A 23,596-nucleotide genomic window follows, 5' to 3' on the forward strand; every position below is an offset into this window, starting at 1 on the left:
CTTGGGAGGAGCGTTCGTTGAAAAAAATCCTACACTCGACAATGAAAGAAAACAATTACCTGTTAATTCTAAGGACGATATTCCACGAAGGTACGATAGAGAGGGTTAGCCTCGTAAAAAAGACATTGCTTTCTCCAAGTACAGTGACTCGATGTATAACTGACTTAAACAACGCCGGTTATATATTAGAAATAGGGCCTGCAGAACAGGAAGGCAACGGTAAACTTGGCAGGAAAGCGATATCCCTGAAGATTAACCCAAGATCTTTTCAGGTGTTAGTCGTTGATATTGGAGCAGTGAGGACGAATTACGCCATTGGAAATGCGGATGGCACGCTCGAGAAGCTTGAATCGTCGTCTACACCTGATACTTTCGAAGAGATTTTGGAAGAGGTCAACGATATTTTACAAAATTACAAAGACGTTGAAGTTGTGGCATTTTCAGTGCCCGGAATGGTGGATGTGGAAAACGACACGATTCTTTTCGTTCCGAGTAAGGGCTGGAAAAACATAAAGATCAACGTTGAAGGCAAAGTTGTATACGCCGACAATGAAGCAAACTTGGCGATGATCGCCGAAGCCTTTCAGCGTGAAGAGGTAAGGAAGTCAAAATGCTCGGTCTTTGTGACTGTAAGGGAAGGATTTGGAACGGGTCTGTGGATTAATGGCGAACTATTCCGTGGTCCTTCTTTCAGCGCCGGAGAATTTGGACACACAATCTTGAACATGCAAAGCAGTAATTTGTGTCGCTGTGGGAATTACGGGTGCCTTGAAACTTATACGTCTATTTCGAGAGTTTTCGGAAAAGGACTTAAGGATGCTCAAAGCCATCTAAATAAACTTTTCAGAAAAAAAGCAGCGGAATTTCTTGAGTATATAGAAACATTATCTGTTGCATTGACCAACATCGTTAATGCAATAAACCCAGAATATCTAATCCTCGGCGGAGAACTTTCAGGTCTTGACGTGGAATTTTATGAATTGCTCGAGAAAAAGATAAAGGGCAGAGCTTTGGAAAATTCTGGAAAGATATTAAAAGTATTACCGCCAACGTTCACCCATGATACTTACCTGTATGGCGCGCTTTACGCAGTTATAGAGGAATATTTCATACCAAATGTGATCTCAAAAGTAGCCAGATAATAATAAAAGCCCAGTTTCTAAGAACTGGGCTTTTATTTTCCATTTGAAAACCTTAGAAATTTACTTTCGGTGCTTCTTGGGCTTCCGGCTTTGCTTCGAAGAATTGCTTTTCTGTGAATCCAAACCTACTTGCGATCAACACATACGGGAATCTTTTAATCAATGTGTTGTATTCTTTCACAGCTTCGTTGTAATCTTTTCGCGCAACCGCTATCCTATTCTCCGTACCGGCAAGTTCATCCATCAGCTGTCTAAAGTTGGCATCGGCTTTCAAATTTGGGTAGTTTTCGACTATGACAAGCAACCTACTGAGTGCTGATGTTAATTCTGCGTCAGCCGTGGCTTGTTCATCTGGTGTCTTTGCTCCGGCAAGTTTCGCTCTCGCGTTGGCAAGCGCTTCGAATATCTCCTTTTCGTGAGCTGCGTAACCTTTAACCGTCTCAACTAAGTTTGGAATCAAGTCGAGCCTTCTTTGGAGTTGGTTCTGGATCTGGCTGTAAGTTTCTTTAACGTTTTGGTCTAAAGCTACCATCTTGTTGTACGTACCAATTAGCCAGAAGATAATTCCAAGTGCGACAACACCGATAATAATTAACGCAATGACCCATCCTTTCAAATCGTTCACCTCCGTTTTATTCCACTGGATATCTTTATTGTATCACAATGTTAGTGTTTTGGCTTACTTTACCGATAACTTCTCCGTTCGTAATTTTTAGAACAGATTCAACGTCCTTTTCTGCAATGACCAATATCATTCCGTACCCCATGTTGAATGTCTTAATCGCCTCAGGTATTTCAACGTATTTTAGAATCCATTCTATGTAGGGTTTCAACGTTATACTTATTTCGTAACCTTTATCACCTAACACCCGTCTCAGCGCTCTGAGTATCCCTCCACCAGTAACATGCGCTATGCCTTTGATCAATTCAAAAACTTCGGTAACTTCTTTGTATATCTTAGTGCCGGCAAGTAAGTCGAAGGAAAGCTCTTCGATGCTGATGTTCTCGCTCTCAATTATCTTCCTTATCAAAGACCAGCCGTTCGAGTGGAATCCACTCGCTGGAAGACCTATAATAGAGTCACCATATTCTATCGTCTCTATTGGTATTCGTTTTTCAAGTGTGCCAATGCAGAAACCGGCCACATCCCAATCGTTTTCAGTATAGATTGATGGTATCTCCGCAGTTTCTCCGGCAACTAATGCCATATCATATTCGTCAAGCTTTCTAACAAGAGCTTCTATGAATTCATAGTGCTGCCTGTCTATGTGGTGAACGCCAAGGTAATCGACAAATGCTCGTGGCTTGCCTCCAACACAGACGATATCGTTGTAGTTCATCGCTATTAAATCTTGCGCGGCATCTGACCATCTTCTGTACTTTATATGCAACAGCAATTTCGAACCTATGCCGTCAGCTGTTAAGACAATCTTAGGCGTTGTGAAATTCAAAATCGTTGCATAACCCGTCGGCTCTTTCAGTACCCAATCCGGAACTTTGATGACGTTTTTTATATGATCCGTAAAATCATCGTTTCTAAAGACATCAACACCTGAACCTGAATAAGTGTATTTTTCACTACCCATAAATTTCCTCCTTTTTCAACCTAACCAATTAAATATGATTAGATTTTAGATTTGAGCAATATCCTCTCTGTAGAACATTCCCTCGAACTTTACATTCTTTATATTCTCATACGCTTTTCGTCTGGCGATCTCAAGTTCTTTCGCAATGCCCATCGAATGGAGAACCCTTCCACCTGAAACTAAAAGTTTCCCTTCTTTTTCTTTAACACCTGCATAGAAGAAGAAACCACCGTCAATGTCTATAGTCTGTCCTTTTTCCGGATTTTCTGGATAACCTCGCGAGGCTATCACAATATCAACAGCAAAGTTTTCAGGCTTATATTCTCCAAACGGTTCGTTATTAAACGCCTTCAAAACGTTTTCAACAAATCTTTCAGGTTCCATAGCTACGATAACCTCTGTCTCCGGATCTCCAAGCCGAACATTGTACTCAAGAACGTAGGGCTTATTGTCTACAATCATGAGTCCTATGTAAAGAAAACCTCTGTAATCTACACCTTCTTTTTCAATTCCGAATAGCGTCAATTCAAAGATATCTTCGATTTTCCTTTTGAGCTCTTTATCTATCATGATAGGTCCGTAAGAACCCATTCCGCCCGTGTTCGGTCCTTTGTTTCCTGTGTATACCCTTTTGTAATCTCTTGTGAACGGAAGGAGTGCAAAGTTTCTTCCATTAACTATCGCTATCGCTGAAAGTTCCCAACCATTTAAGAACTCATCAACAACAACAGGTCCGCTTACATTTTCGATTAACTTGCCTTCTATAAGTTTCGAACCGCTTTCAAAAGCTTCTTCGTAATCGTTAGCTATTATAACCCCCTTGCCTTGCGCAAGTCCGTCCGCCTTTATTACGTATGGTGGCTTAAAGTACTTTAAAGCATCTTCAAGTTCTATACTGTTGCGGGCAATAATGAACTTCGCAGTTGGGATGTTGTACTTTTCCATGAAGAGTTTTGCAAAACACTTCGAGCCTTCGAGCTTTGCACCATCAGAGCTTGGTCCAAAGACATTTTTCTTTCCGTCAGCAATACCTTTAACGAGAAAATCTTCTGAGCCAGGAATGACGAGGTCAAATCTATCTATCACATCTCCTTCAATGCTTGGTATATTTTCACCTACGAGTTTCGTACCTGCGTTACCTGGGTAGAATGAAACACTGTGCCCCGCTTTATTAAAAGCCCAACCAATTGCGTGTTCTCTTCCTCCGCTGCCAAGTATCAAAACTTTCATATCATTCACCTTCCATTTTTCACAGAGGTTCTCAGTGTCTGAAAAGTCTTATTGGCGATTTATAAAACGCAATTCCATGTTCTTTCGCAAAGTTCAAGACCTCTTCGTCTCTAATAGACCCAAGTGGTGCTGCAACGCATTTCACGCCAGCACTCATAAGTATTTCCAAACCATCGGTGAATGGAAAGAACGCATCGGAGGCAGCTATCGCACCATGCGCTTTTTCTCCTGCTAATGTCGTTGCAATCCAAGCGGACCTCTTTCTCGATGGTTGTCCCCCACCTATGCCCACAGTTACCCCATCTTTCACCAATACAATTGCATTTGATTTGACTGCCTCAACAACTACAAGTGCGAACTTCACTTCGTTAATGTTGAATTCTTCACTGAAAAGTCGTTCCGGCTCTCCTTCGAATTTCCTTTCAGAGAGTACCAGGCTGCCGAACGCTACCTTGCCAGCAAAGGGTGTGTACTCAAGAGGTTTTATAAGTCGGACTTTCTTTTTTGATAGGTATTCGACGGCTTCATTATCAAACTCCGGTGCAACTATAACCTCCAGATACGTGTTTATAGACTTTGCCATGTCCAAGGTGAGAGAAAAGCTTGTAGCGAGTATTCCACCATAACTCGATTCGCTATCTGCTTCTATAGCTTTTCTTATGACATTTATCTTCTCTTCATCGGTATCGTTTCTCAAATACGCGACACCGCACGGAGTTTGGTGTTTGATCACCGCACAGCCTCCGCCTACTACGTTCAAATTCTTTGCAAGAACCCAAGCACTCTCAGCATCCAAGATGTTGTTATATGAGAGCTGCTTACCTTCGTGCAAGAGCTCAAACTGCGGTTTCCCGTAGACAAACGCTGCCTCGTGCGAATTCTCGCCGTAGCGTAAAGTCAAGTCCTGCCTTGGAAGCTCAACTTTCTCTCCTATCTCATTAAAAAAACCCATATCCATAACTTACACCCCCCACAGTACTTTTCTGCCCTCTATTTTGTAAGGCTCGTATAGGATCTTCCTTATTATTCTCCAGTAATGTTCATGTTCCAGTTTGTGTATTCTTTCTTCCAATTCATTCAAAGTCCATTTTTCATCAACTTCTATGGCCTTTTGGAAAATTATAGGTCCTGTGTCAACTCCACTATCCACAAAATGAATTGTAATTCCTGTGATTTTGACACCATACTCGAAAGCTTGGTTTATACCGTCCTTTCCCGGAAAAGCTGGAAGCAACGATGGATGTATATTCACAATCCTTGGAAAGTACTTTTTCACCATGTTCTCTGGTATTATGCGCATGAAACCAGCAAGGACTATTAAGTCAGGAGCGATTTCATCGGTTACTCTTTCAAAATCCTCATACCAAGGTTTTTTCAAAATATGCGATTCAATTCCCAGCTTCAACGCTCTTTCAAGAGCGAAGCACTCCCTATCTACAATCAAACATTCTATCTGTGCACCGAGCTCACCGCTTATAGACTTTTCAGCGATTGTTTGAAAATTGCTCCCATTTCCAGAAGCTAAGACCACTATACGGGGTAGTCGAGATTGAAACAACCCATGCATATTCCATTCACCCCACATCCTTCAAAGACTTCCTTGTAGCCGTCAACGGAAAGGTAGAACAACTTATCAGCTCCTACGTACTCTCTGAGTTTTTCAGCATCGTTTCTCGTTGCTATCAATTCACTCCTGCGTGACGTATCTATACCGTAATTGCACGAACCAATGACGGCAGGTGAATGTATTCCAACGTAAACTTTCTTCGCACCAGCTTCTCTAACCATATCTACGATTATTTTCATAGTCGTTCCTCGAACGATGGAATCATCTATGAGGATTATCTCTTTACCTTCCAAGACAGATGGAAGTGGGGAGAGTTTCCTCCTGACTATCTCTTGGCGATTCTTCGGCATTATAAAGCTTCTTCCTATGTAGTGGTTTCTTATTAGCCCATATTCAATAGGTATACCTGATACTTGACTGTAACCGAGAGAACCTGAGAAACCGCTATCGAGAACGGGGACGATAAAATCGGCCTGCACTCTATTTTCTTCATACAATTTTCGTCCAAGCATCTTTCTGACTTCGTGCGTGTTTACACCGTAGAAGTTACTATCCGGCCTTGCAAAGTAGACAAATTCAAAAGAACAGAACCTATCCTGTCTTCTTGAAAACTTGACAATTTCCGGCTTGTTACTATCGGTGAAAAATATAATCGTGCCAGGTTCTACCTCTTGGATTTCCTCACATTTGCAACCGATAGATCTCAGCGCCGAATCTTCAGACGCCACAATGTAACCATTTTCATATTTTGAATAAAAAAGAGGTCTGATTCCAAACTGGTCACGGGCAGCGGCAAGGAAGGAGTCATGGAGGATAACCAGCGAATATGCGGCTTTGATTCTCGACATGGCCCACTGGAGCGATTCTCTTGGATTTGTGTAAGGTGCAATAGAGAAGTAGTGGATTATGATTTCCGTATCGAGAGTAGTGGAGAATATGCCTCCACTCTCCATTATGAATTTCCTTTTTTCGTTCGCATCTACGATGTTCCCGTTGTGCGCAACTGAGATTCTGCCTTTGAGAGTGTAAGCTGTTATAGGCTGGATTTCGTCGAGTGAACCGTAAGTCGAATACCTTACATGACCTATGCCTCGATTACCTTCCAAGAACCTTTCATCGGTAAGTACGCTTTCTACGAGTCCTTCACCCTTGACAGTTTTAAATCCATTCACAACAACGCCTGCTGCTTGCTGACCTCGGTGCTGGAGCGAAAGGAGCAAGTCATGAATCACATTGTAGGCGTTATCAACGTTCCAAACACCAGCTATTCCACACATAATTCTCCCCCCACGATTTACATCACTTTTGTATTTTAATATCATTATCTATTTGAATTAAAAAGAGGCAGAGGAACCTTTCGGTTCCTCTGCACACACTAATCCCTTATTTGATGTCCGGCAGAAGTATTTTCAGGATATCTTCGTTCTTTATCCTGATGTACCCTTCCTGTAATTCTTTAAAAGCTATGCTTACTGAATAGCTATCAGGTGTCGAGACAAATGGTTTAGCGTAATCGTTTATTGCCTCAGCCCTTTTCGCAACAACGATTGGTATTGCGTACTTGTATGGTATCTTTTCCAAGAGCTTGTCGTATTGTACAACGAGTTTACTCACTTATCGCACCTCCTCAAATAACTTGTTCACTTTAATTGTATCTCTTAACCTTTCATATTTCAACCTCTCGGCAAAAATTATCGATGAAAGGTTTCTGATAGACTCTTCGAGATCTTCGTTTATTATTAAATACTCAAATTCGGGAATGTGCAAAAGCTCCTTTCGTGCAGTATCTAATCTCCGTTGTATCTTGTCCTCAGTCTCCGTTCCCCTTTTTTTGAGCCTTTCTCGCAGTACGCTGTAACTCGGAGGTGCAACAAACACAAATTTAGCACCAGAAAAATTCTTTTTAACCGTTAACGCACCTTGCACATCTATATCAAGTATCACGTCAATGCCTTTGTTTATATTCTCATATACCATCTCAGCTGGCGTTCCGTAATAGTTATCATGCACCTTTGCCCATTCGATAAATTTCTGTTCTTCTATCATCTTCTCAAATTCTTCGTGCGTAATGAAGTAGTAATCTACACCATGTATTTCGCCCGGCCTCTGTTTCCTCGTAGTGCAAGAGACAGAAAAAACAACTCTGTCAACTCTTTCAAGCACAGACCTTATAATGCTCGTCTTTCCAACACCACTGGGACCGCTTATTACAAATAGTATTCCCTTGGCATTTTCAGAGATTTTCTCCGTATTCCAAGGAGCTGGAGTCTCGGAACTGTGCATGTGTTGTTATCCCTTTCTTATCTTTTCAAGTTGCTTCTCAATCTCAGCCATCGATTCGATGAACCTTTGAGCGATTGTTTCAGGTTGGATAGCACTCAGGATGATATGGTTTGAGTCCGTTATGAGTATTGATCTTGTCTTTCTTCCATATGTCGCATCTATTAGTTTGCCTTCACCTTTTGCATCTTCCTTAAGCCTTTTGAGCGGTGCGCTCTCAGGATTCACAATCGCAATAACCCTGTCACCTGCGATAACGTTTCCAAAACCGATATTGATCAATCCGAACATACTCTACACCTCCTGAATTTGTTGAAAAATACTAAAGTGTGTTTAGGCTTGAAAATTCTTGCTACAGATAGATGACTATTCAACATTCATTATCTGCTCTTTAAACTGCGAAACCAAGTACTTCCCTTCTAAAGCAAGATTAGTTACGTTAGTAAATCTGCTCTTCGAAAGTATAGTGTTGAATTCTCTCAGAATCTCCTGAGATATAAAGTTGAGCATATCTCCTATCGGCTCATCCTTAATAAGAAGCTCTTTCGTGCGCTGTAAATGGCTATCCAACCTGACAAGCTCTTCCCTTATATCCGCTCTGTCTGCTATCAAAGCAACAGCGCTCTCGAAAAGTTCCCTATTCAACTCAACCTCATCAGGCAACAATTCTTTAGCGTTCGTTCTTATCCTCTGAGCGATGGCTTTCGGTATCTCATCAGCATGTTCACGGATTTTGTCAACCACTTCAACCATCTTATCAACCATGCTGTTCAAATCTCTCGTAAGTTTTTCTCCCTCGATTCTTCGCTCTTTAACTACCTCTCTGAGCGCTTCTTCCAAAACTTCTTTTGCTCGTTCCCAAGCCATGTCGATTTCTTCGTTTGTAAATTCGAATTGAAATGCGTCTCTGAAGTTGAGCAAATGACTTAGTTCAACAGGTACCGGAATGTTTAGATTCTCTCGGATGTCGGAGAGTGTGTCATAATAAGTCTTTATGAGCGAGTAATCTACCGACACTTGGATAGGCTTTATGAATTTCACCCATATCCTTGCACTTACTTTTCCTCGGCTTATGTACTCTTTTATCTTTGAAATCGCGTCGATTTCTTTCGAGCTCATGAAATAGTTCATCGAAACATCTATCGTAAGTCCTTTTGAATTGAGCGTCTTAACTTCACATGTAATTTTGTAGTAATCTAAAACCTTCTGTATTTTCGCGTACCCCGTCATGCTTCTTGGCATTAATAAATCACTCCCAAATTCATCTGTTTATATTATACACTAATTCCCGAAAAATTCAAAGTATTTCACGAAAAATTAAAAATATGTGCGGAAGTTTGCCTTCCGCACATTGTTTTTCTTATTTGCAACATAACTTTTCCATTATCTTCTCTGCTATCTTTTCGCCGCTAAGTCCGTATATTTCGAAAAGGAATTTCGAATCGCCAGAAACGGGGAATTCACTAAGTCCAAGTTTTATGAACTTACTTGGCATCATTCTCATTTCAAAGTATTCCTGAGCTATCAAGCTCCCAAGCCCGTTAAGTACGTTGTGATCTTCAACCGTTACGACGAAATTGGAGTACTTTCTAAGCACTTCTTCGTCTAAATCATATGGACAGCTGACATTGATAACCGCAAAGTTTATACCTTTTGACTTAAGGATTTCGTGAGCTTTTAACACGTTTGGAATAACAGAGCCTGTTGCGTATATAACTCCGTCTGTTCCGTCTCTGAGTATGTCCATTTTCCCGTACTCAAAAACATAGTTTTCATCGAAGAACAGCGAACCATCTTCTTTTCTGATAGGTTCAAGTTTACTCCTTCCAACTGCAACAACGAAATTGCCGTATTCTTTTGCTATGTATCTCACTACTCTATCGGTCTGGTTCGGGTCAGCCGGGACTATCACTTTGAACCCGTACCACGCAAGCGGTGCGCCTATGTAATTGAGCGCGTGGTGTGTCTTTCCATCTTCACCAACGTCTATACCACAGTGTGTCACAACAACTTTCAAGTTCGTATTGTTTATAGCATTTAATCTGTGCTGGTTGAATGTCTCGTCAACACCAAATACGCCAAAATCCGCAAAGAACGTAACTATTCCATCTGCGGACATAGCTCCCGCAAGTGCTGCTGCGTTGTGCTCCTGCACGCCAATCTCAACAATTCTATCCGGTCTCTCTTTATCTAAGAAATCAAGCTTTACTGAACCCTTCAAATCACAATCAACAGCAACTACGTTATCATTAGCAATGGCAAGATCAGCAATAGCCCTTCCAAGTGCGCTTCTGTTATCCGTTGATTTATCATACACCCTTGGAGCACCTAAATTGACATCAACTTTGTAATACAGCTTAACTTTTTCGTGTGGTTTAACCTCTAACGTTTTTCTCATCGCTATGTACTTTTCAACGTCGTTTTCAATTCCCAATTCATTGAGTGCTTTATCAAGCTCATCCTTTGACAAAGCCTTACCGTGGTAATCAGGTTTATCTTCCATAAAGCTTACGCCTTTACCGATAATTGTATGTGCAATGATTGCTGTCGGGTAGCCATCGTTTCGAGCTATTCTCAATGCAGAAAGTATCTGCTCATAGTTATGACCGTTAATTTCTATTGTCTTCCAGCCTGCTGCTTCGAATTCTGCTTTAATGTCAACGTACATTATGTCCCTTGCATGACCGCTAATTTGGATATCGTTGTAATCGACGATGACAGTCAGATTGTCGAGATGGTACTTTTTCGCAGTTCTTCTTGCTTCTTGTACTTGTCCCTTTGCGCTCTCGCCGTCGCTCATAACCACGTACACATGGTAATCCTTTTTCTTGTACTTTGCAGCCAAGGCAAATCCAACACCTGCCGATAAACCTTGACCGAGGTTGCCCGTTGTCCATTCGACGCCTGGTATCCCACGTGTTATATGTCCTTCGAAGATTGAGGCAGGATGCCTGAAACCTGAGATAACTTCTTCTCTATTTACAAAACCATATGCAGCTAAAGTCGAGTACACTCCCGGGGAAATATGACCATGGCTCACCACTATCCTATCTCTGTCTTCGTTCCATGGATCTTCAGGAAATACGTTTGCAAACGAATACAAGCTGAGCAAAATGTCTATTGATGACATCGAGCCACCTGGATGTCCAGAGTTTGCCACGTATGTCATCTTCAAAATATCTCCGCGACACTGTGTGCCTAATGCTTTAAGTTCTTCCAGTGTTTTCTTCACTTGGCTAACCTCCTTTAAGTTCTAATATATATTATTCATACGCAATCTCATATATTTTTCTTATATCTTCCTTTGTCAATTCCTTAACCGTGCCAAACGGTGCATGTTTGTTAGCAATTTCTGTTAATTTTTCAATGTCTTCTTTAGCAAATCCAACTTCTTTTAAAGTAGTGGGTGCACCGATCTTCTTGTACCAGCATTTGAGTTTATCGATAACTTCTTCTGGCTTAACCTCTCTATCCAAACCAAATATATTCTTATCAAATTTAACCAACTTATGGGAAATCTTGTCTTTTACATAAGTCATCCACGCTGGAAAGACTATGGCAAGTCCCGCTCCATGAGCTACGTCTGGATTAAGTGCGCTTATAGCGTGTTCAAGTTCGTGAGAAGACCAATCTCCACCAGTCGTTCCCATACCTGTAAGTCCGTTGAGCGCTAGTGTGGTAGCAAGACAGAAATTTGCCCGAGCTTCGTAATTTTCTGGTTCTTTCAAAATTATTTCCGTTGCCTCGATAAGTGTCTTAATTATACCTTCGTCTATTCTATCAAGCAAATCACTTCCAGCAACATCGAAGTAATATTCCATAACGTGACTTATAGCATCGATTGCACCGTAAACAACTTGATTTGCTGGCAAGGAATACTGCGTTGTTGGGTCAACAATCGAAACAACAGGGTAAACATGCTTTGAGCCGAAGTAGAATTTCTCCTGGGTAACTTCGTTCGTCACCACGCCGTTGCCGTTCATCTCAGTACCCGTCGCAGACATCGTTAGCACAACATACAGTGGCAGAGCCTTCTTAACGTTGTACCTTCCGATAAATGCATCCCATATGTCACCGTCGTAGTAGTAACCTGCCGCTACCGCTTTTGCACTGTCAACGACGCTTCCGCCACCGACTGCCAATATCGCTTCAACTTGATTGTACTTGGCTATCCTTATCGCCTCATGTACTTTTGAAAGCACTGGGTTCGGTCTTACACCGGAGACTTCAACCTTTTCTATACCGTTTTCGACGAGTGATCTTACAACCTTTTCATAAACTCCGTTCTTTTTTATAGAACCTCCACCGTAGAGCATTAACACTCTCTTGATTCCGTCTTTTTTTAAAAACTCTCCGATTTTCTCAACCGTTCCATTTCCGAAAACCAGTTTCGTAGGGTTGTGGAAAACGAAATTTTCCATACAAATTCCCTCCTTTCGACAATTTTGAACATTCACAACAATGAAATTTTCATTCAGAACCTTGCACCTAAATTATACCACTTTTATCTATTTGTTGAAGTTTTCAATGATTAGCCCAGATTAGCTTAGGTAGGTCGCTTAGGGTGTATAATTAATTTAGGAGGTGAGCAGACATGACTATACGTATAAAATCTTTTCAACACATCATACTTGTGCTCTCAGTACTCATATCTCTCCACTCGGTCAGTTTAGGTAGTTTGCTTGAAAAATATCTCGATAATTCAGGAACGCCGTCGTATGAAATACTTTCACTATCAAACTCACCTGTTGGTGGAAAATGGATACTGCTAAACATCCAAAGCCAAACATGGCGTGGTATAACATGGAACCACAAAGTTGCAGTGTATATACCGAGACGTTTACCACACAAGGAACATGGGATAATATTCGTCACAGGCTCAGCTCCTCGTGACCCGCTCTCAAGAGCAAACGAGTACACACTGGTTGCTGAAAGTATAGGCGCACCTTTTGCGATACTGTGGGATATACCTACCCAACCTCTCTTTGGTTTGAGAGAAGATGCACTAATTGCGTATACCCTTGCAAAATACTTGGAAACACGGGAAGAAGACTGGCCACTGCTCTTTCCGATGGTTAAGAGCGTCGTGGCTACAATGGATTGTCTGCAGCAAATATTCAAAGACCAAGGTTTGAACGTCGAAAAATTCCTTATAACAGGCGCATCTAAGAGAGGATGGACAACATACTTGACCGGTGCGATAGACAAAAGGGTATTTGCTATAGCCCCTATTGTATACGACAATCTCAATCTCCAAGAGCAGATGAAAAGACAGCTGGAATACTACGGAACGTTCAGCGATCAGATCAAAGACTACACAAAACTTGGCTTGACCGAGTTAATGGTTAAGAATGACGAGAAGATTTTTGAAGTAGTTAAATCGATAGACCCGTATTATTATGATATAAAAGTGCCAAAGCTGATAATTCTTGGTTCTAACGACCCATATTGGGTCGTCGATTCCTCTGAGGTTTACTTCGAAAATCTGGCGGCACCCAAGTACGTATTGGTACTGCCAAATGAAGGTCACAATATTTCAAATACGGTCGAAATATTCAATACAATAAGAGCATTCTTCGCAATATCAGTTTCGGGAAAGTATCCAGTTCTGCATTGGAAAAATGAAGAAAGTTCGATCGTTTTGGAGACCGAAGAAGAGATAGAATATGCGAAAGGATGGTACGCAACGTCGAATAACTTGGATTTCAGAAAATCTTACTGGCAAAGTGTTGATCTTGAAATTCAAAATGATGGAGAAAAGTCTGTTGTGAAGTTCAACGCTCCGGATGCCGAAGGAAACGTTGCAATGTTCATCGAAGTCAGACTTATTAAGGAAGGTTATACTTTAAGCCTAACAACTACACCAAGAGTTCTCAGAAAATAATAAAGATAATTAAAAACCCACCTCTTTAACCGAGGTGGGTTTTGTTAATTAACCAACTATTATTCTAATTCGAGCCATACATCGTCCATTATAAGCGGATCCGTCGGATTGCCCCCACCCATTATGTATGCCTTAGGTTCTTGTTGCAATGGTCTGAATTTACTCTCTATTCCATCGTAATCCCAACTCGTTACGTATACAGTCCAGCCACTGAAAGATGAAGGATTTCCAACCCAGTCGCCTTTGACGATTATCTTCACCCAACCATCTTCAACAAAAACTTCAGGTGAACCAAGCTGTGTACCGAACTTGTCTTTCGTAGAACCTTGAGCTGTGTATATCGCACTCGACCAACCAGTTGCGAATACCTCCCAATCCCAATCCCAGTTGTCGAATGCATAGTTCTGCAGTGGAAGAACTCCTGTGCCTTTTCTGCTTGGATCATCTATGAATATCTGGTATGTAACATGGTCAAATCCGTTCGGTGGTCCCCAGCTCTTTGTTAAATCGCGTGGCTTCACGGATATTACTAAGGTACTTCCTATGCTTTCTACCTTTGCTTCAAGTATATCCATTTGACGCTTGAACGTAGCGTCTGTTGGATAGATGTATGTACCGCTTGGTCCTATATCATCATCCGCCGGGTCTTTTGCCTCTGCAAGCAACTTCTTTTCAAGCTCGACAATGAACTTAATCTCCTCAGTGTATACCGTGTCCCTTACGTTCTTTCCGACCGCCCTGACAAGGAGTACGTGTTCGCCGGGATCTAACTTGAATGGGTCAATAACAAACGAGAATTTTCCATTCTTCGGTTCTATTTTCTGCTCACTTTCAGCTTTTCTGTCAAAGTAGACATAGACTGTTCTCGCGTCTGTTTCTCCAAGAATTTCTTTCAGAGCCGTTACTTTTTCGTTTGGTTTAATGCTCACACTTACTTTCGTAGTTGGTTTATAAACTTCAGACTTGTCCTTCGAAATTGCGAAAACCGTAAATGTACGTGCAGGTATCCTTACTGTTATGTAACCGTTCTCCTTGACAACTATAGGCGAGCTTATTCCACCGGTTGCGTTGTATATGGGTTCGAGTGTAGTTCCTGGCTCGTATGAAGTCTTGAAGTTCGATATCCTCGCATCGTTTGCGGTGTTCATGATTATAAAGAGTTCTTCTTCGGAGGATTTCAGCGTGTATACAAGCAGTCCCGCACCTCTTACCTCAGAGAGCAGTATGTTGACCTCGCCATAGCGTGTTGCCGGATGGGCTTTTCTAAATTCTATAGCTTCTCTTATAAATCTGTACATATCGCTGTTGGTATTGAAATGGTCTTCCCCAAAAGAGCCCCAACCGCCTTTGAACATGCTTGCCCTTGTTTCTTCGAAATATTGTTCTGTTCCGTAATATATAACTGGCATACCCGGTAGAGTGAGTAAGAAGCCAAGTGCCTGCATTGTGATATTCGGTGTAACTCCTTTACCAAATCTCTCCATGTCGTGGTTATCGATGAACGTAACAAGTAAACCTTTCTTAAGTATTTCATTTCTCACTTTCATACGGTACGCCAAAAATTCTGTTGGCTGACCGCCTTTTATAACCCTCCTTATCTCTTCCATGAGCGTGAAATCGAGCATGGAATTGAAGCCGTGATCAAAATACGATGCTATCTCCATATCCGATGTATATTCCAGAGGCTTCCCGGAAAGCCACGTCTCGCCAAATGCTATGAAATCTTTTCTAAGCGAGAAAATTCCTTTTTCACCTTTGAAGAACTTGTCGAAGAACTCCTTTGGAACGTACATCGCTGTATCTACCCTGAACCCGTCGACACCAACTTCTTTGATCCAGTAAGAGTAAGCGTCTATCAAAGCCTCAACAACTTCCGGATTTTCAGTATTCAGATCATCCAGTCCGCTCATCTGATAATTGAGCTTTTGGTTCGGATCAGAGTAATTTGTGATATCCGGTGTCCAGTGGTATATAGCCTTTTCTTTTTGCGCCGGGTCATTGTAGTTGTTCAAGTTAAACGGATACTGAGTAGGAGCTGATGTTGGTATGCTACCAGTATTGAGCTCAAACTTTCCATTTCTGAATCTAAAGTAATTTCCAACATGGTTGACCACAATGTCTTGTATCAACTTCATACCGTTGTTATGCAGCGCATCAGCAAGTGCTTTGTAATCTGCAAGTGTTCCAAAATGTTCGTCCACCTTTTTAAAATCCCTCGCCCAGTAGCCGTGGTAACCACCGTAATTGACCCACGGATCCCACCACTGGTTGGCAACAGGTGGAGTTATCCATATACCGTCTATGCCCATACCTCTTATGTATGTTATTTTATCGGTTATACCTTTCAAATCTCCACCGCTGTATTTTGCCCCATCCCTTGGATCGTACTCAACATTGGCTTGGTTGTTGTTTGACGGATCACCATCATTGAACCTATCGATCATGATCATATAGAGCACTTTGTCCGCCCAACCGCCTTTATACTGAGTAAGTACGTCAGAAAGTGCAACCACAGAGCTCAGAAGCAACAGCAAAGTGCTCAGAAGGACAAGTAACTTTCTGTAACCAAACCCTTTAGCCACCTTTACCACCTCCAAACAATAAGATACTTAATTCTACCATTAAAATATGCATGTTAAGAAAATTGTGGTATAATTTCCAAAGAAGGAGGCGAAGATATATGATAGATGTATTGGTGGTTGATGATGAAAAGCATGTCAGAAACCTTTTAGTTCGAATGATTTCCACTATGTACGAATGCCAACCAATGGAAGCTGAGAGCGTTGAAGAGGCTTTAAAAATATGCGATAAACATAAATTCGATGTAATTACAACAGATATTAAGTTCAACGGAGAAGATGAACTCGACGGAAAAGAGTTCATCAAGAGGTTAAGGTTACGCGGAATCTTTACACCTGTGCTGATAATATCCGCATTTGCAACGCCGGAAGATATAGCAGAAGTGTGCAAGTACACGCCAGTTGACTATCTTGCTAAGCCATTCACTCAAGACGAACTCAGAAAGAAGTTGAAATCTCTGCTTGAGTACCAGAAGGAGAGTTTCGAGAAGTACTTGAGAGAAGCAGAAGGGTTGATACATTCGAATTTTCCTGGTGATCTCGATAAGGGCGAGCAGTTGGTCAGGGTCATGTTCTCTCTCATGCCTTCCTCTCCGATTCCTCACTATCTAATGGCAGAGATAATAGAAAAACGCGGCAACCACGAACTTGCTGAAAGGCACAGAAATGCGGCAAGAGCCTTAGATGTTAATCAAAGAGGTTACAGAAAGGGTGAAGAAATTGACACGGACTAATCTCAAATTCTATGTTATAGTCGTTGGGTGCGGCAAAATTGGACTTGAGCTCGCGACAAGGCTTTCAAAAATAGGTTTCAACGTTACCATAATAGACAAAAATCCAGATGCACTTTCTTTATTGCCTGAAGACTATGGCGGATTCGTTATAATCGGTGATGCAACTGAACGTGAAACGTTGAGTAGGGCAAAAGCTGAAAGGGCAGATATAATAATAAGTACAACGGAGGATGACACAACAAACTACTTCATATCAACCGTTGGAGCAAAGATATTTGGAATACCAAAAGTTTTGTCGCTCGTTAACAATAAAGAAAATGTTGAATTGTTTGAAAAAAGTGGCATAGAGGTTATTTCACCAATTCACCTTGCAGTTTACACGTCAGAGAGGCGAATACTCGAAGGTTTTGAAGTCCAAGAAGTTTTTGAGGACATGGATGGTGAGGCGAAGTGAAAGTAATAATAATTGGTGGAGAACGAGTACCTTACTTCCTTGCCAAGCGACTCATAGGGAGCGGTTATGACGTTTATTTTGTAAACAAAAGCAAAGAACTATGCGATGAATATTCAAGAACATTGAACGCAACAATTATAAACGGCGACGGAACTTCAAAATATGTTTTGGATCAGTTACAAATAGAACCTAACGACATCATAGTGCTCCTAACAGAACGGGACAGAAAAAACTTCTTCATAGCGAGACTTGTCCAAGAATACTACAAGGTCAAGAACGTAGTAACGTTGCTTAATAACACAGAAAATGAGGATATTTTCCAAAGATACGGGATAAGGACTCTCAAGGTTACAGACTTGATAATGAACAACATAGAACCTCTCCTCTTCGGAAATAAGGTGATGAAGGATTTAGAAGAAGAGCTCACGAATAAAGGCGCGGAAGTGCTAATGATTCCTATTGAATACGATTCAAAAATAGCTCATAAAGAGTTGAAAGAACTGAACGTACCTCAAGATATGCTTGTGGTTGGGGTTATAAGGAAAAACAGATTCATAATTTCTCGCGGCGATACTGTTATAGAACCAGGGGATGAATTAATTATTGTCTGTGCTTCAGAAAGGCGTTCGGAAGCTGAAGCGTTCTTCAGAATGTAAATACGCAATAACCAAGGCGGTGAAATGACATAGATGCTTGAACGATATTTGAGAATATACAAAGCCTTCACACTCGTTATATCACAATATGCTTTTATTGTAATCGCGCCCCTTATACTGTGCCTTTTTTATCCAGAAGAGCTGAGCAATTCATACGGTTTTCTTCTGCCAGCACTTCTTTCGGCAATTATATTCCTTACCGGTTTGATTATAAGAGTCTCCGATCCAGGAACAATAACTTATCGTGATGGTGCAGTCTTAACAATTTTCACATGGATTGTAATATCCATTCTTTCAGCTTTACCATACATGCTTATAGGCAATCTGACGTTCTCACAATCGATCTTTGAGTCTGTAAGCGGGTTAACTGGTACGGGTTTAACTATGTATACAGACGTAACAAAACTGTCTAAACTCTTATTATTCTGGAGGTCTTTTACTCAGTGGGTTGGAAGCGCAGGTTTTGCCGTTTTGATGCTCGGACTTGTCTTGGGACCGCGTGCGGCTGGTTTCTACAAGTCGGAAGGTCGTTCTGACAACCTTGTTCCAAACATAAAACGTTCAGCCCAAATAATTGTAGCGATCTATGTCTCTTATACAGTCGCTGGAACGATTGCCTTAAAGATTGCTGGCATGAATTGGTTCGAAGCGCTTAATCATACAATGACGGCACTTGCAACGGGCGGTTTTTCCACAAGAAATGGAAGCATAGGTGAATTTAACAATCTTACAATCGAGATTATCGTAATAGTTCTGATGTTCTTAGGCGCTACCGGCTTTGGAATACATTACGCATTTTGGAAGGGAAATATAAGAGCTGTCTTAAAAAATGGCGAACCTTGGCTAATGACAATTTCCACATTCTTCTTTTCCATTATATTAACCATATACAGTCTCGAAAAATTCTTCAAGAATTTCGGAGAAGGCTTCAGATATATCTTTTTCCAAACAGTGTCTGCTGTATCAGGAACTGGTTTTCAAACACTGCCGCTGGGCGAACAGAAATGGATTTCTTTTTCTCCTTTTATGTTTGTCTTAGTCATGCTGATGTTAGCAGGTGGAAACATGGACTCAACATCGAGTGGTATCAAGCAATTCCGAATTTGGATTATCATAAATACCATTTATGACAGCATCAAAAATTTCATATTACCAAAGGGTACGGTTAAAAAGAAAATTCTGTTCAAGGGTGAACAACAATTGGTTATAGGAGATGAAAACGTAAAGGAAGCACTACTAATTTTTATGATGTACATACTGTCTCTCTCAATCGGGTCACTTATACTTATGCTACATGGGTATGATATGGAACGTGCTATCTTTGAATTTGCTTCGGCTATGGATGGTGTAGGATTGAGCTGTGGAGTGACATCACCTGATATGCCACTGACAGCAATGTGGACTTTGATAATTGGAATGTTCGCTGGGAGATTTGAGTTTCTGATCGTGCTTTATGCAATTGCGAAGATCATATCAGATTTCAGGAATAAATCTAAGGAAAGGTTCTTAATTAAGAACATCGTTGGGAGATGATTGCATGAATGGTAAGCTGGCATTGTATATTCTAATCTTCGTGGTTGTATTTTTCTTAATTGTCGATGTCGTTACGTTGTTTATGCGGGGACAGAATTTTACAATTGAATATTACGATTCCGACATATATTTAGGCTATTCACCTGTTGCTACAATAACAACAACGAGTGGACTACTTTTCAAAACGGAAAAGAAGAAAAGTGAATATATTGAAGCATATAAACAGACATCTGCTGAAACTTTTAAAAAGTACTTCTCTGAAATCTCGAAAGAAATAGGAAAGACGATAGACGTAGTTGATTTCAAATCTCAAGTTAACCATAAGGATGATTTACTGGAAATTGTTGAAGTCGTAACTCTGAGGGGGCTTGTAAAAGAAAATAACTCAGCCTACGTGCTCGATATGGGAAATATAACGATGAACCAGCTACAAAATTCCAACTTGAAAGTCCATCTGCCCGAAGGTGCAGTCTTAGAAAGCGTTGAGCCAACACCGACTAAAGTTTTGAATTCTCTGATACTGTGGAAAGGTCAAGACATAAAATTCTTTCCGAAAATAGTATTTAAGAGGGGATGAAATATGACAGCGTTCAACTGGTTTGTTATACTTGCGACTATAAGCACACTTGCTTTTGCCTGGGCAGTATACCTTCTTCAAAATTTCAAAAGTCAGAATGAGAAGACGAAGATAGAGGAGGAGGAGGAGAAACTCGTCGAACTTATAGGTAAAGTGCGCATCTTTGTAGATTCCAAACTTGAACAACTGGATAAGAAAATGGAAGAGACAAGAAGCTTAATAAAAGAACTAAACGAAATGTACATATCTCTTTCGGCACTACTTGTGAAAGCACCGTCCGAGGAGACTAACCAGCCAACTGAAAATCCGTCATTAGTGAATCAAATTTACAAACCAGCGTATCAAAATATAGAAGTAGGAAGCTTGGATGCAAGTAATGTGAATAGCATTAAAGAGCTTGACAAAAAGGCCAAGAATGTCAAAAGCGAGGACGAACAACTCTACGAATCCTACAAAATGACTGAAGAGCTTGTGGAAGAAAAGAAGGAAAATATAATATTTGACATGTACCTGAGCGGTATAGAACCTGTTGAGATAGCGAAGAGAATGAAAATGGGAGTAGGTGAAGTACAGCTTATCATAGACCTCATGAAAAGACAGAAAACTTAATTTCTTAAACAGATTAGTAACACAAGGGGGGGATTTGAATGATAGGCGAGCACCCATTTGTAAGGTGGGCAATAGAAGTGATAGAGAATTATGTACTTCACAGAAAGAAAATAGAACCACATTCCGACTTACCAGAAGAGCTCTTTAAACGTAAAGCAGGGGCCTTCGTTACACTCCACAACCTCGATGGTTCGCTGCGCGGCTGCATAGGTACATTTGCTCCGGTAAGAGAGAACTTGGCGTACGAAATTCGGGACAATGCTATAGCTGCTGCAACTCAAGATCCGAGATTTCCACCAGTTCAACCTCATGAGCTTGACAATATCGTAGTCAATGTCGACATTCTAAGCCCTTACGAGCCAGTAAGGAGCATCGAAGAGCTTGATCCAAAGAAATATGGAATAATCGTACAAAAAGGCTGGAGGAGAGGGTTATTACTTCCAGACATAGAAGGTGTTGACACCGTTGAAGAGCAGATAAGAATTGCCAAATTGAAAGCCGGAATATACGATGACGATTTTGAAATTCTCAGATTCACTGTGGAAAGATACAGATGAGTCGTGAACTCAAAAAGAAGAGATTAGGAAATGTTAGGGTGAAAAGTATGCGATCACTCGCTAAGAAGGAAAGACAACTGAATTCAAAAACAATCAAAGATATGATAATATTACTGTTCGGTGCTTTTGGCTTAGGCACGTTACTGCCTACTTATATTTATTCGATGTCATACCTCTTAAACACCTATGACTTACCAAAGGCTCTTCTGTTGGCAATTTTCTATTCAGAAATAGTAATTTTTATACTTCTGAGGCCATATTTAACGCTATTGTTAGAACTTACAAGAACAGCGATTGGCAGAAGAACCCCATACCTAATAGTATTTGGAACGCTGACAGCTTTTCTCTTAACTGTTGTGTACAGCATGATCGGAAATTTGACATCAGCCTCGATTCTCTTAGTTGTAATCTTCTTCTTCAATTTCTCTGTTTACGTATACACCCTTGCATTAGTAGGCCTGTTTTCTGACAAGCAAAATTACAATTATGACAACATAATACGATTTCAATCTAAAATGTGGTTCGTCATTGGAGCTTTGCTTTCTTACGCATATTCCATAAGTACTTATAAGCAAAAAGAGACGGTTTCATACCCGGCTATGATTTTTCTTTTCTCCGTTTTCGCAGTAGCTTTCCTCATAGTGGAGGACAAGAAATATAAGATAAAGCTGTCACCTACAGAAAAGACTCAAATTTATGAAAGCACTAAGAAAAACTTCGTAAAATTGGATATATCCGATTTGAAAAACATCTTCTTCAAAGAAGGCAAAAATCTCTCAATGCTTTTGAATAGTTACAGTTTTCAGTATCTTTTACCACTCTACGTATTCTTTAGAACTCAAGATATTTTTGCCTCCGCGTTCGCAATTTTTTATTACTTTTTAGGAAGTCTATTTGGTTTGGTTATCACGAAATTTTTCCAAAGAATTATTTCTGTTCTGGAAAATTTAACGCCGATGATTTTGGTTCTTACAGCTGCACTTTTGGTTTCAATTTATCTTACAACAAACATATCGCTAATATACTTAATAGTTTTCTTTGTAGCCATGCTTTTGGAAGTCACACTCAAATCGGTTGGAAAAGAAGTCGTGAAAAGCAATTCACTATTAACAAGTACAGACAGGTTCCAATTCTTAGAAGACACTCGCGTCTGTGTTAATGCTGCTAACAATCTCTTGTTGTACTTAATCATCGTCCTAACCGGAGGACTACTTGATATTTTTGGCTCAAGAATAAGTGGTGTGGTACTGACTGTACTTATTCTCAGTAACATTATTGCACTTAAATATTCACGTGTTAAAATAGAAAATAAAGAAAAGAATAAAAGCTGAGGTGGCGAACGTTGATAAAGGATGGGGACAGAGTCTTACTCTACGGCGAAGACGGTACAAAATTCCTTGTAAAAGTTGAAGCTGGAAAAAAGAAAGGAACACATCTGGGTGTAGTTGAGTTCGACTCGATTATCGGCATGAACTACGGAGATATTGTCAAAATAGGAAAGACAAATAAGTCCTACTATATTCTACCGCCAACGTATATCGACGATATATTTTCAATGAAGCGAAAGACCCAAATCATTTACCCAAAAGATTCGAGTTACATATTGCTGAAACTTGATATAAAACCTGGAAAGAGAGTCATTGATACAGGAGTTGGCAGTGGTGCAATGTGTGCTGCGATGGCTCGGCTTGTTGGAGAAAATGGAAAGGTTTATGCATACGAGAGGCGCGAGGATTTTTACAACCTTGCAACTCAAAACCTTACCGAGTGGGGATTAATTGATAGAGTCGAGCTAAAACTCAGAGATATCTCTATGGGTTTTGATGAAACAAATATTGATGCGTTGCTTCTCGACGTACCGGATCCAGAGAATTACATACAACAATGTTGGCAGGCACTTGCAGGTGGTGGAATGATGGGAGTCATATGCCCAACAGTTAATCAAGTCTCTATGGTCCTTGAAAAGATGTACGAGCTCCCATTCATTGATGTTGAGGTTTGGGAATCACTCATGAGACAGTACAAGCCTTATCCGAACAGACTCAGACCTGTTGATAGAATGGTCGCACACACAACATTTTTGGTCTTCGCAAGGAAGGTAAATTCATTTATCAAAACAGAAGAGATTGAACAAGTTTCCGAGAATATTGATAACGAGAAAGAAAATAGTAATAACAAATATTCTGAGAAGTTATGAACCTGGAAAGA

The 23,596-nt window shown here is 40.7% G+C and carries 24 protein-coding genes; 11 read left to right on the forward strand and 13 right to left on the reverse strand.

Annotated elements, in window-relative coordinates; translation table 11 throughout:
- The first annotated feature begins 17 nt into the window (after positions 1-17).
- Positions 18-1,142, forward strand: coding sequence for an ROK family protein (locus tag IB67_RS00545; RefSeq protein ID WP_143145235.1), 1,125 nt, complete (start codon positions 18-20; stop codon positions 1,140-1,142).
- Between the two features lie 52 nt (positions 1,143-1,194).
- Here the strand turns inward: IB67_RS00545 and IB67_RS00550 are convergent, their stop codons facing one another.
- The 12 genes from IB67_RS00550 to IB67_RS00605 all read right to left on the reverse strand — a co-directional run bounded on the left by IB67_RS00550 (position 1,195) and on the right by IB67_RS00605 (position 12,226).
- Positions 1,195-1,758 (reverse strand): LemA family protein, encoded by a 564-nt coding sequence (locus IB67_RS00550; protein ID WP_339745087.1) that lies wholly within the window; start codon positions 1,756-1,758, stop codon positions 1,195-1,197.
- Between the two features lie 34 nt (positions 1,759-1,792).
- Positions 1,793-2,728 carry a phosphoribosylformylglycinamidine cyclo-ligase gene (locus tag IB67_RS00555; RefSeq protein ID WP_339745084.1) on the reverse strand — a complete coding sequence of 312 codons (936 nt, stop codon included), beginning with the start codon at positions 2,726-2,728 and terminating at the stop codon, positions 1,793-1,795.
- A 45-nt stretch (positions 2,729-2,773) separates the two neighbouring features.
- Positions 2,774-3,958, reverse strand: a complete 1,185-nt coding sequence (purD, locus tag IB67_RS00560) for a phosphoribosylamine--glycine ligase (protein ID WP_072757632.1) — start codon at positions 3,956-3,958, stop codon at positions 2,774-2,776.
- Positions 3,959-3,989: 31 nt separating this feature from the next.
- Complete coding sequence (locus IB67_RS00565) at positions 3,990-4,916, reverse strand: phosphoribosylaminoimidazolecarboxamide formyltransferase (RefSeq protein ID WP_498875322.1); 927 nt, start codon at positions 4,914-4,916, stop codon at positions 3,990-3,992.
- A 3-nt stretch (positions 4,917-4,919) separates the two neighbouring features.
- Positions 4,920-5,525 carry a phosphoribosylglycinamide formyltransferase gene (gene purN, locus IB67_RS00570; protein ID WP_072757634.1) on the reverse strand — a complete coding sequence of 202 codons (606 nt, stop codon included), beginning with the start codon at positions 5,523-5,525 and terminating at the stop codon, positions 4,920-4,922.
- On the reverse strand, positions 5,489-6,802 hold the full coding sequence (gene purF / locus IB67_RS00575; RefSeq protein WP_072757636.1) for an amidophosphoribosyltransferase: 1,314 nt from the start codon (positions 6,800-6,802) through the stop codon (positions 5,489-5,491). Before purF ends, purN begins: the two co-directional genes overlap by 37 nt.
- Before the next feature lie 106 nt (positions 6,803-6,908).
- A complete protein-coding gene (locus tag IB67_RS00580; RefSeq protein ID WP_072757637.1) occupies positions 6,909-7,139 on the reverse strand; it encodes a DNA-directed RNA polymerase subunit omega in 231 nt (76 codons plus the stop codon).
- Complete coding sequence (gene gmk, locus IB67_RS00585) at positions 7,140-7,808, reverse strand: guanylate kinase (protein WP_072757639.1); 669 nt, start codon at positions 7,806-7,808, stop codon at positions 7,140-7,142.
- A 6-nt stretch (positions 7,809-7,814) separates the two neighbouring features.
- Positions 7,815-8,096 (reverse strand): DUF370 domain-containing protein, encoded by a 282-nt coding sequence (locus tag IB67_RS00590; protein WP_072757641.1) that lies wholly within the window; start codon positions 8,094-8,096, stop codon positions 7,815-7,817.
- A gap of 75 nt (positions 8,097-8,171) precedes the next feature.
- On the reverse strand, positions 8,172-9,047 hold the full coding sequence (locus IB67_RS00595; protein WP_072757643.1) for a YicC family protein: 876 nt from the start codon (positions 9,045-9,047) through the stop codon (positions 8,172-8,174).
- A gap of 118 nt (positions 9,048-9,165) precedes the next feature.
- Complete coding sequence (locus IB67_RS00600) at positions 9,166-11,037, reverse strand: transketolase (protein ID WP_072757656.1); 1,872 nt, start codon at positions 11,035-11,037, stop codon at positions 9,166-9,168.
- A gap of 31 nt (positions 11,038-11,068) precedes the next feature.
- Positions 11,069-12,226: an iron-containing alcohol dehydrogenase gene (locus IB67_RS00605; RefSeq protein ID WP_072757658.1), complete on the reverse strand. Its 1,158-nt coding sequence runs from the start codon at positions 12,224-12,226 to the stop codon at positions 11,069-11,071.
- Between the two features lie 173 nt (positions 12,227-12,399).
- Here IB67_RS00605 and IB67_RS00610 point away from each other — a divergent pair, with 173 nt between their 5' ends.
- A complete protein-coding gene (locus tag IB67_RS00610; protein WP_498875323.1) occupies positions 12,400-13,689 on the forward strand; it encodes a PhoPQ-activated protein PqaA family protein in 1,290 nt (429 codons plus the stop codon).
- A gap of 59 nt (positions 13,690-13,748) precedes the next feature.
- On the opposite strand, the gene IB67_RS00615 is transcribed toward IB67_RS00610, so the two are convergent.
- Complete coding sequence (locus tag IB67_RS00615) at positions 13,749-16,271, reverse strand: alpha-amylase family glycosyl hydrolase (protein WP_072757662.1); 2,523 nt, start codon at positions 16,269-16,271, stop codon at positions 13,749-13,751.
- Between the two features lie 98 nt (positions 16,272-16,369).
- Between IB67_RS00615 and IB67_RS00620 the strand changes: the two genes are divergently transcribed.
- Genes IB67_RS00620 through IB67_RS00660 form a run of 9 tightly spaced genes read left to right on the forward strand, consistent with a single transcriptional unit; the run spans position 16,370 to position 23,585 of the window.
- Positions 16,370-17,002, forward strand: a complete 633-nt coding sequence (locus IB67_RS00620; protein WP_072757664.1) for a response regulator — start codon at positions 16,370-16,372, stop codon at positions 17,000-17,002.
- Positions 16,980-17,456 (forward strand): potassium channel family protein, encoded by a 477-nt coding sequence (locus tag IB67_RS00625; RefSeq protein WP_245789430.1) that lies wholly within the window; start codon positions 16,980-16,982, stop codon positions 17,454-17,456. The genes IB67_RS00620 and IB67_RS00625 overlap by 23 nt, the downstream gene beginning before the upstream one ends.
- Complete coding sequence (locus IB67_RS00630) at positions 17,453-18,112, forward strand: potassium channel family protein (protein ID WP_072757668.1); 660 nt, start codon at positions 17,453-17,455, stop codon at positions 18,110-18,112. The genes IB67_RS00625 and IB67_RS00630 overlap by 4 nt, the downstream gene beginning before the upstream one ends.
- Positions 18,113-18,145: 33 nt before the next feature.
- Positions 18,146-19,645, forward strand: a complete 1,500-nt coding sequence (locus tag IB67_RS00635) for a TrkH family potassium uptake protein (RefSeq protein WP_498875324.1) — start codon at positions 18,146-18,148, stop codon at positions 19,643-19,645.
- A 4-nt stretch (positions 19,646-19,649) separates the two neighbouring features.
- Positions 19,650-20,222, forward strand: a complete 573-nt coding sequence (locus tag IB67_RS00640; RefSeq protein WP_498875325.1) for a DUF4897 domain-containing protein — start codon at positions 19,650-19,652, stop codon at positions 20,220-20,222.
- Between the two features lie 3 nt (positions 20,223-20,225).
- A complete protein-coding gene (locus IB67_RS00645) occupies positions 20,226-20,831 on the forward strand; it encodes a DUF6115 domain-containing protein (RefSeq protein WP_072757674.1) in 606 nt (201 codons plus the stop codon).
- Positions 20,832-20,869: 38 nt separating this feature from the next.
- Positions 20,870-21,388, forward strand: a complete 519-nt coding sequence (amrA, locus tag IB67_RS00650; protein WP_072757676.1) for an AmmeMemoRadiSam system protein A — start codon at positions 20,870-20,872, stop codon at positions 21,386-21,388.
- On the forward strand, positions 21,385-22,719 hold the full coding sequence (locus tag IB67_RS00655) for a hypothetical protein (RefSeq protein ID WP_072757677.1): 1,335 nt from the start codon (positions 21,385-21,387) through the stop codon (positions 22,717-22,719). Before amrA ends, IB67_RS00655 begins: the two co-directional genes overlap by 4 nt.
- An 11-nt stretch (positions 22,720-22,730) precedes the next feature.
- Positions 22,731-23,585: a tRNA (adenine-N1)-methyltransferase gene (locus tag IB67_RS00660; protein ID WP_072757679.1), complete on the forward strand. Its 855-nt coding sequence runs from the start codon at positions 22,731-22,733 to the stop codon at positions 23,583-23,585.
- The last annotated feature ends 11 nt before the right edge of the window (positions 23,586-23,596 follow it).

Source organism: Fervidobacterium riparium (assembly GCF_025370035.1).
Lineage (GTDB): Bacteria > Thermotogota > Thermotogae > Thermotogales > Fervidobacteriaceae > Fervidobacterium > Fervidobacterium gondwanense.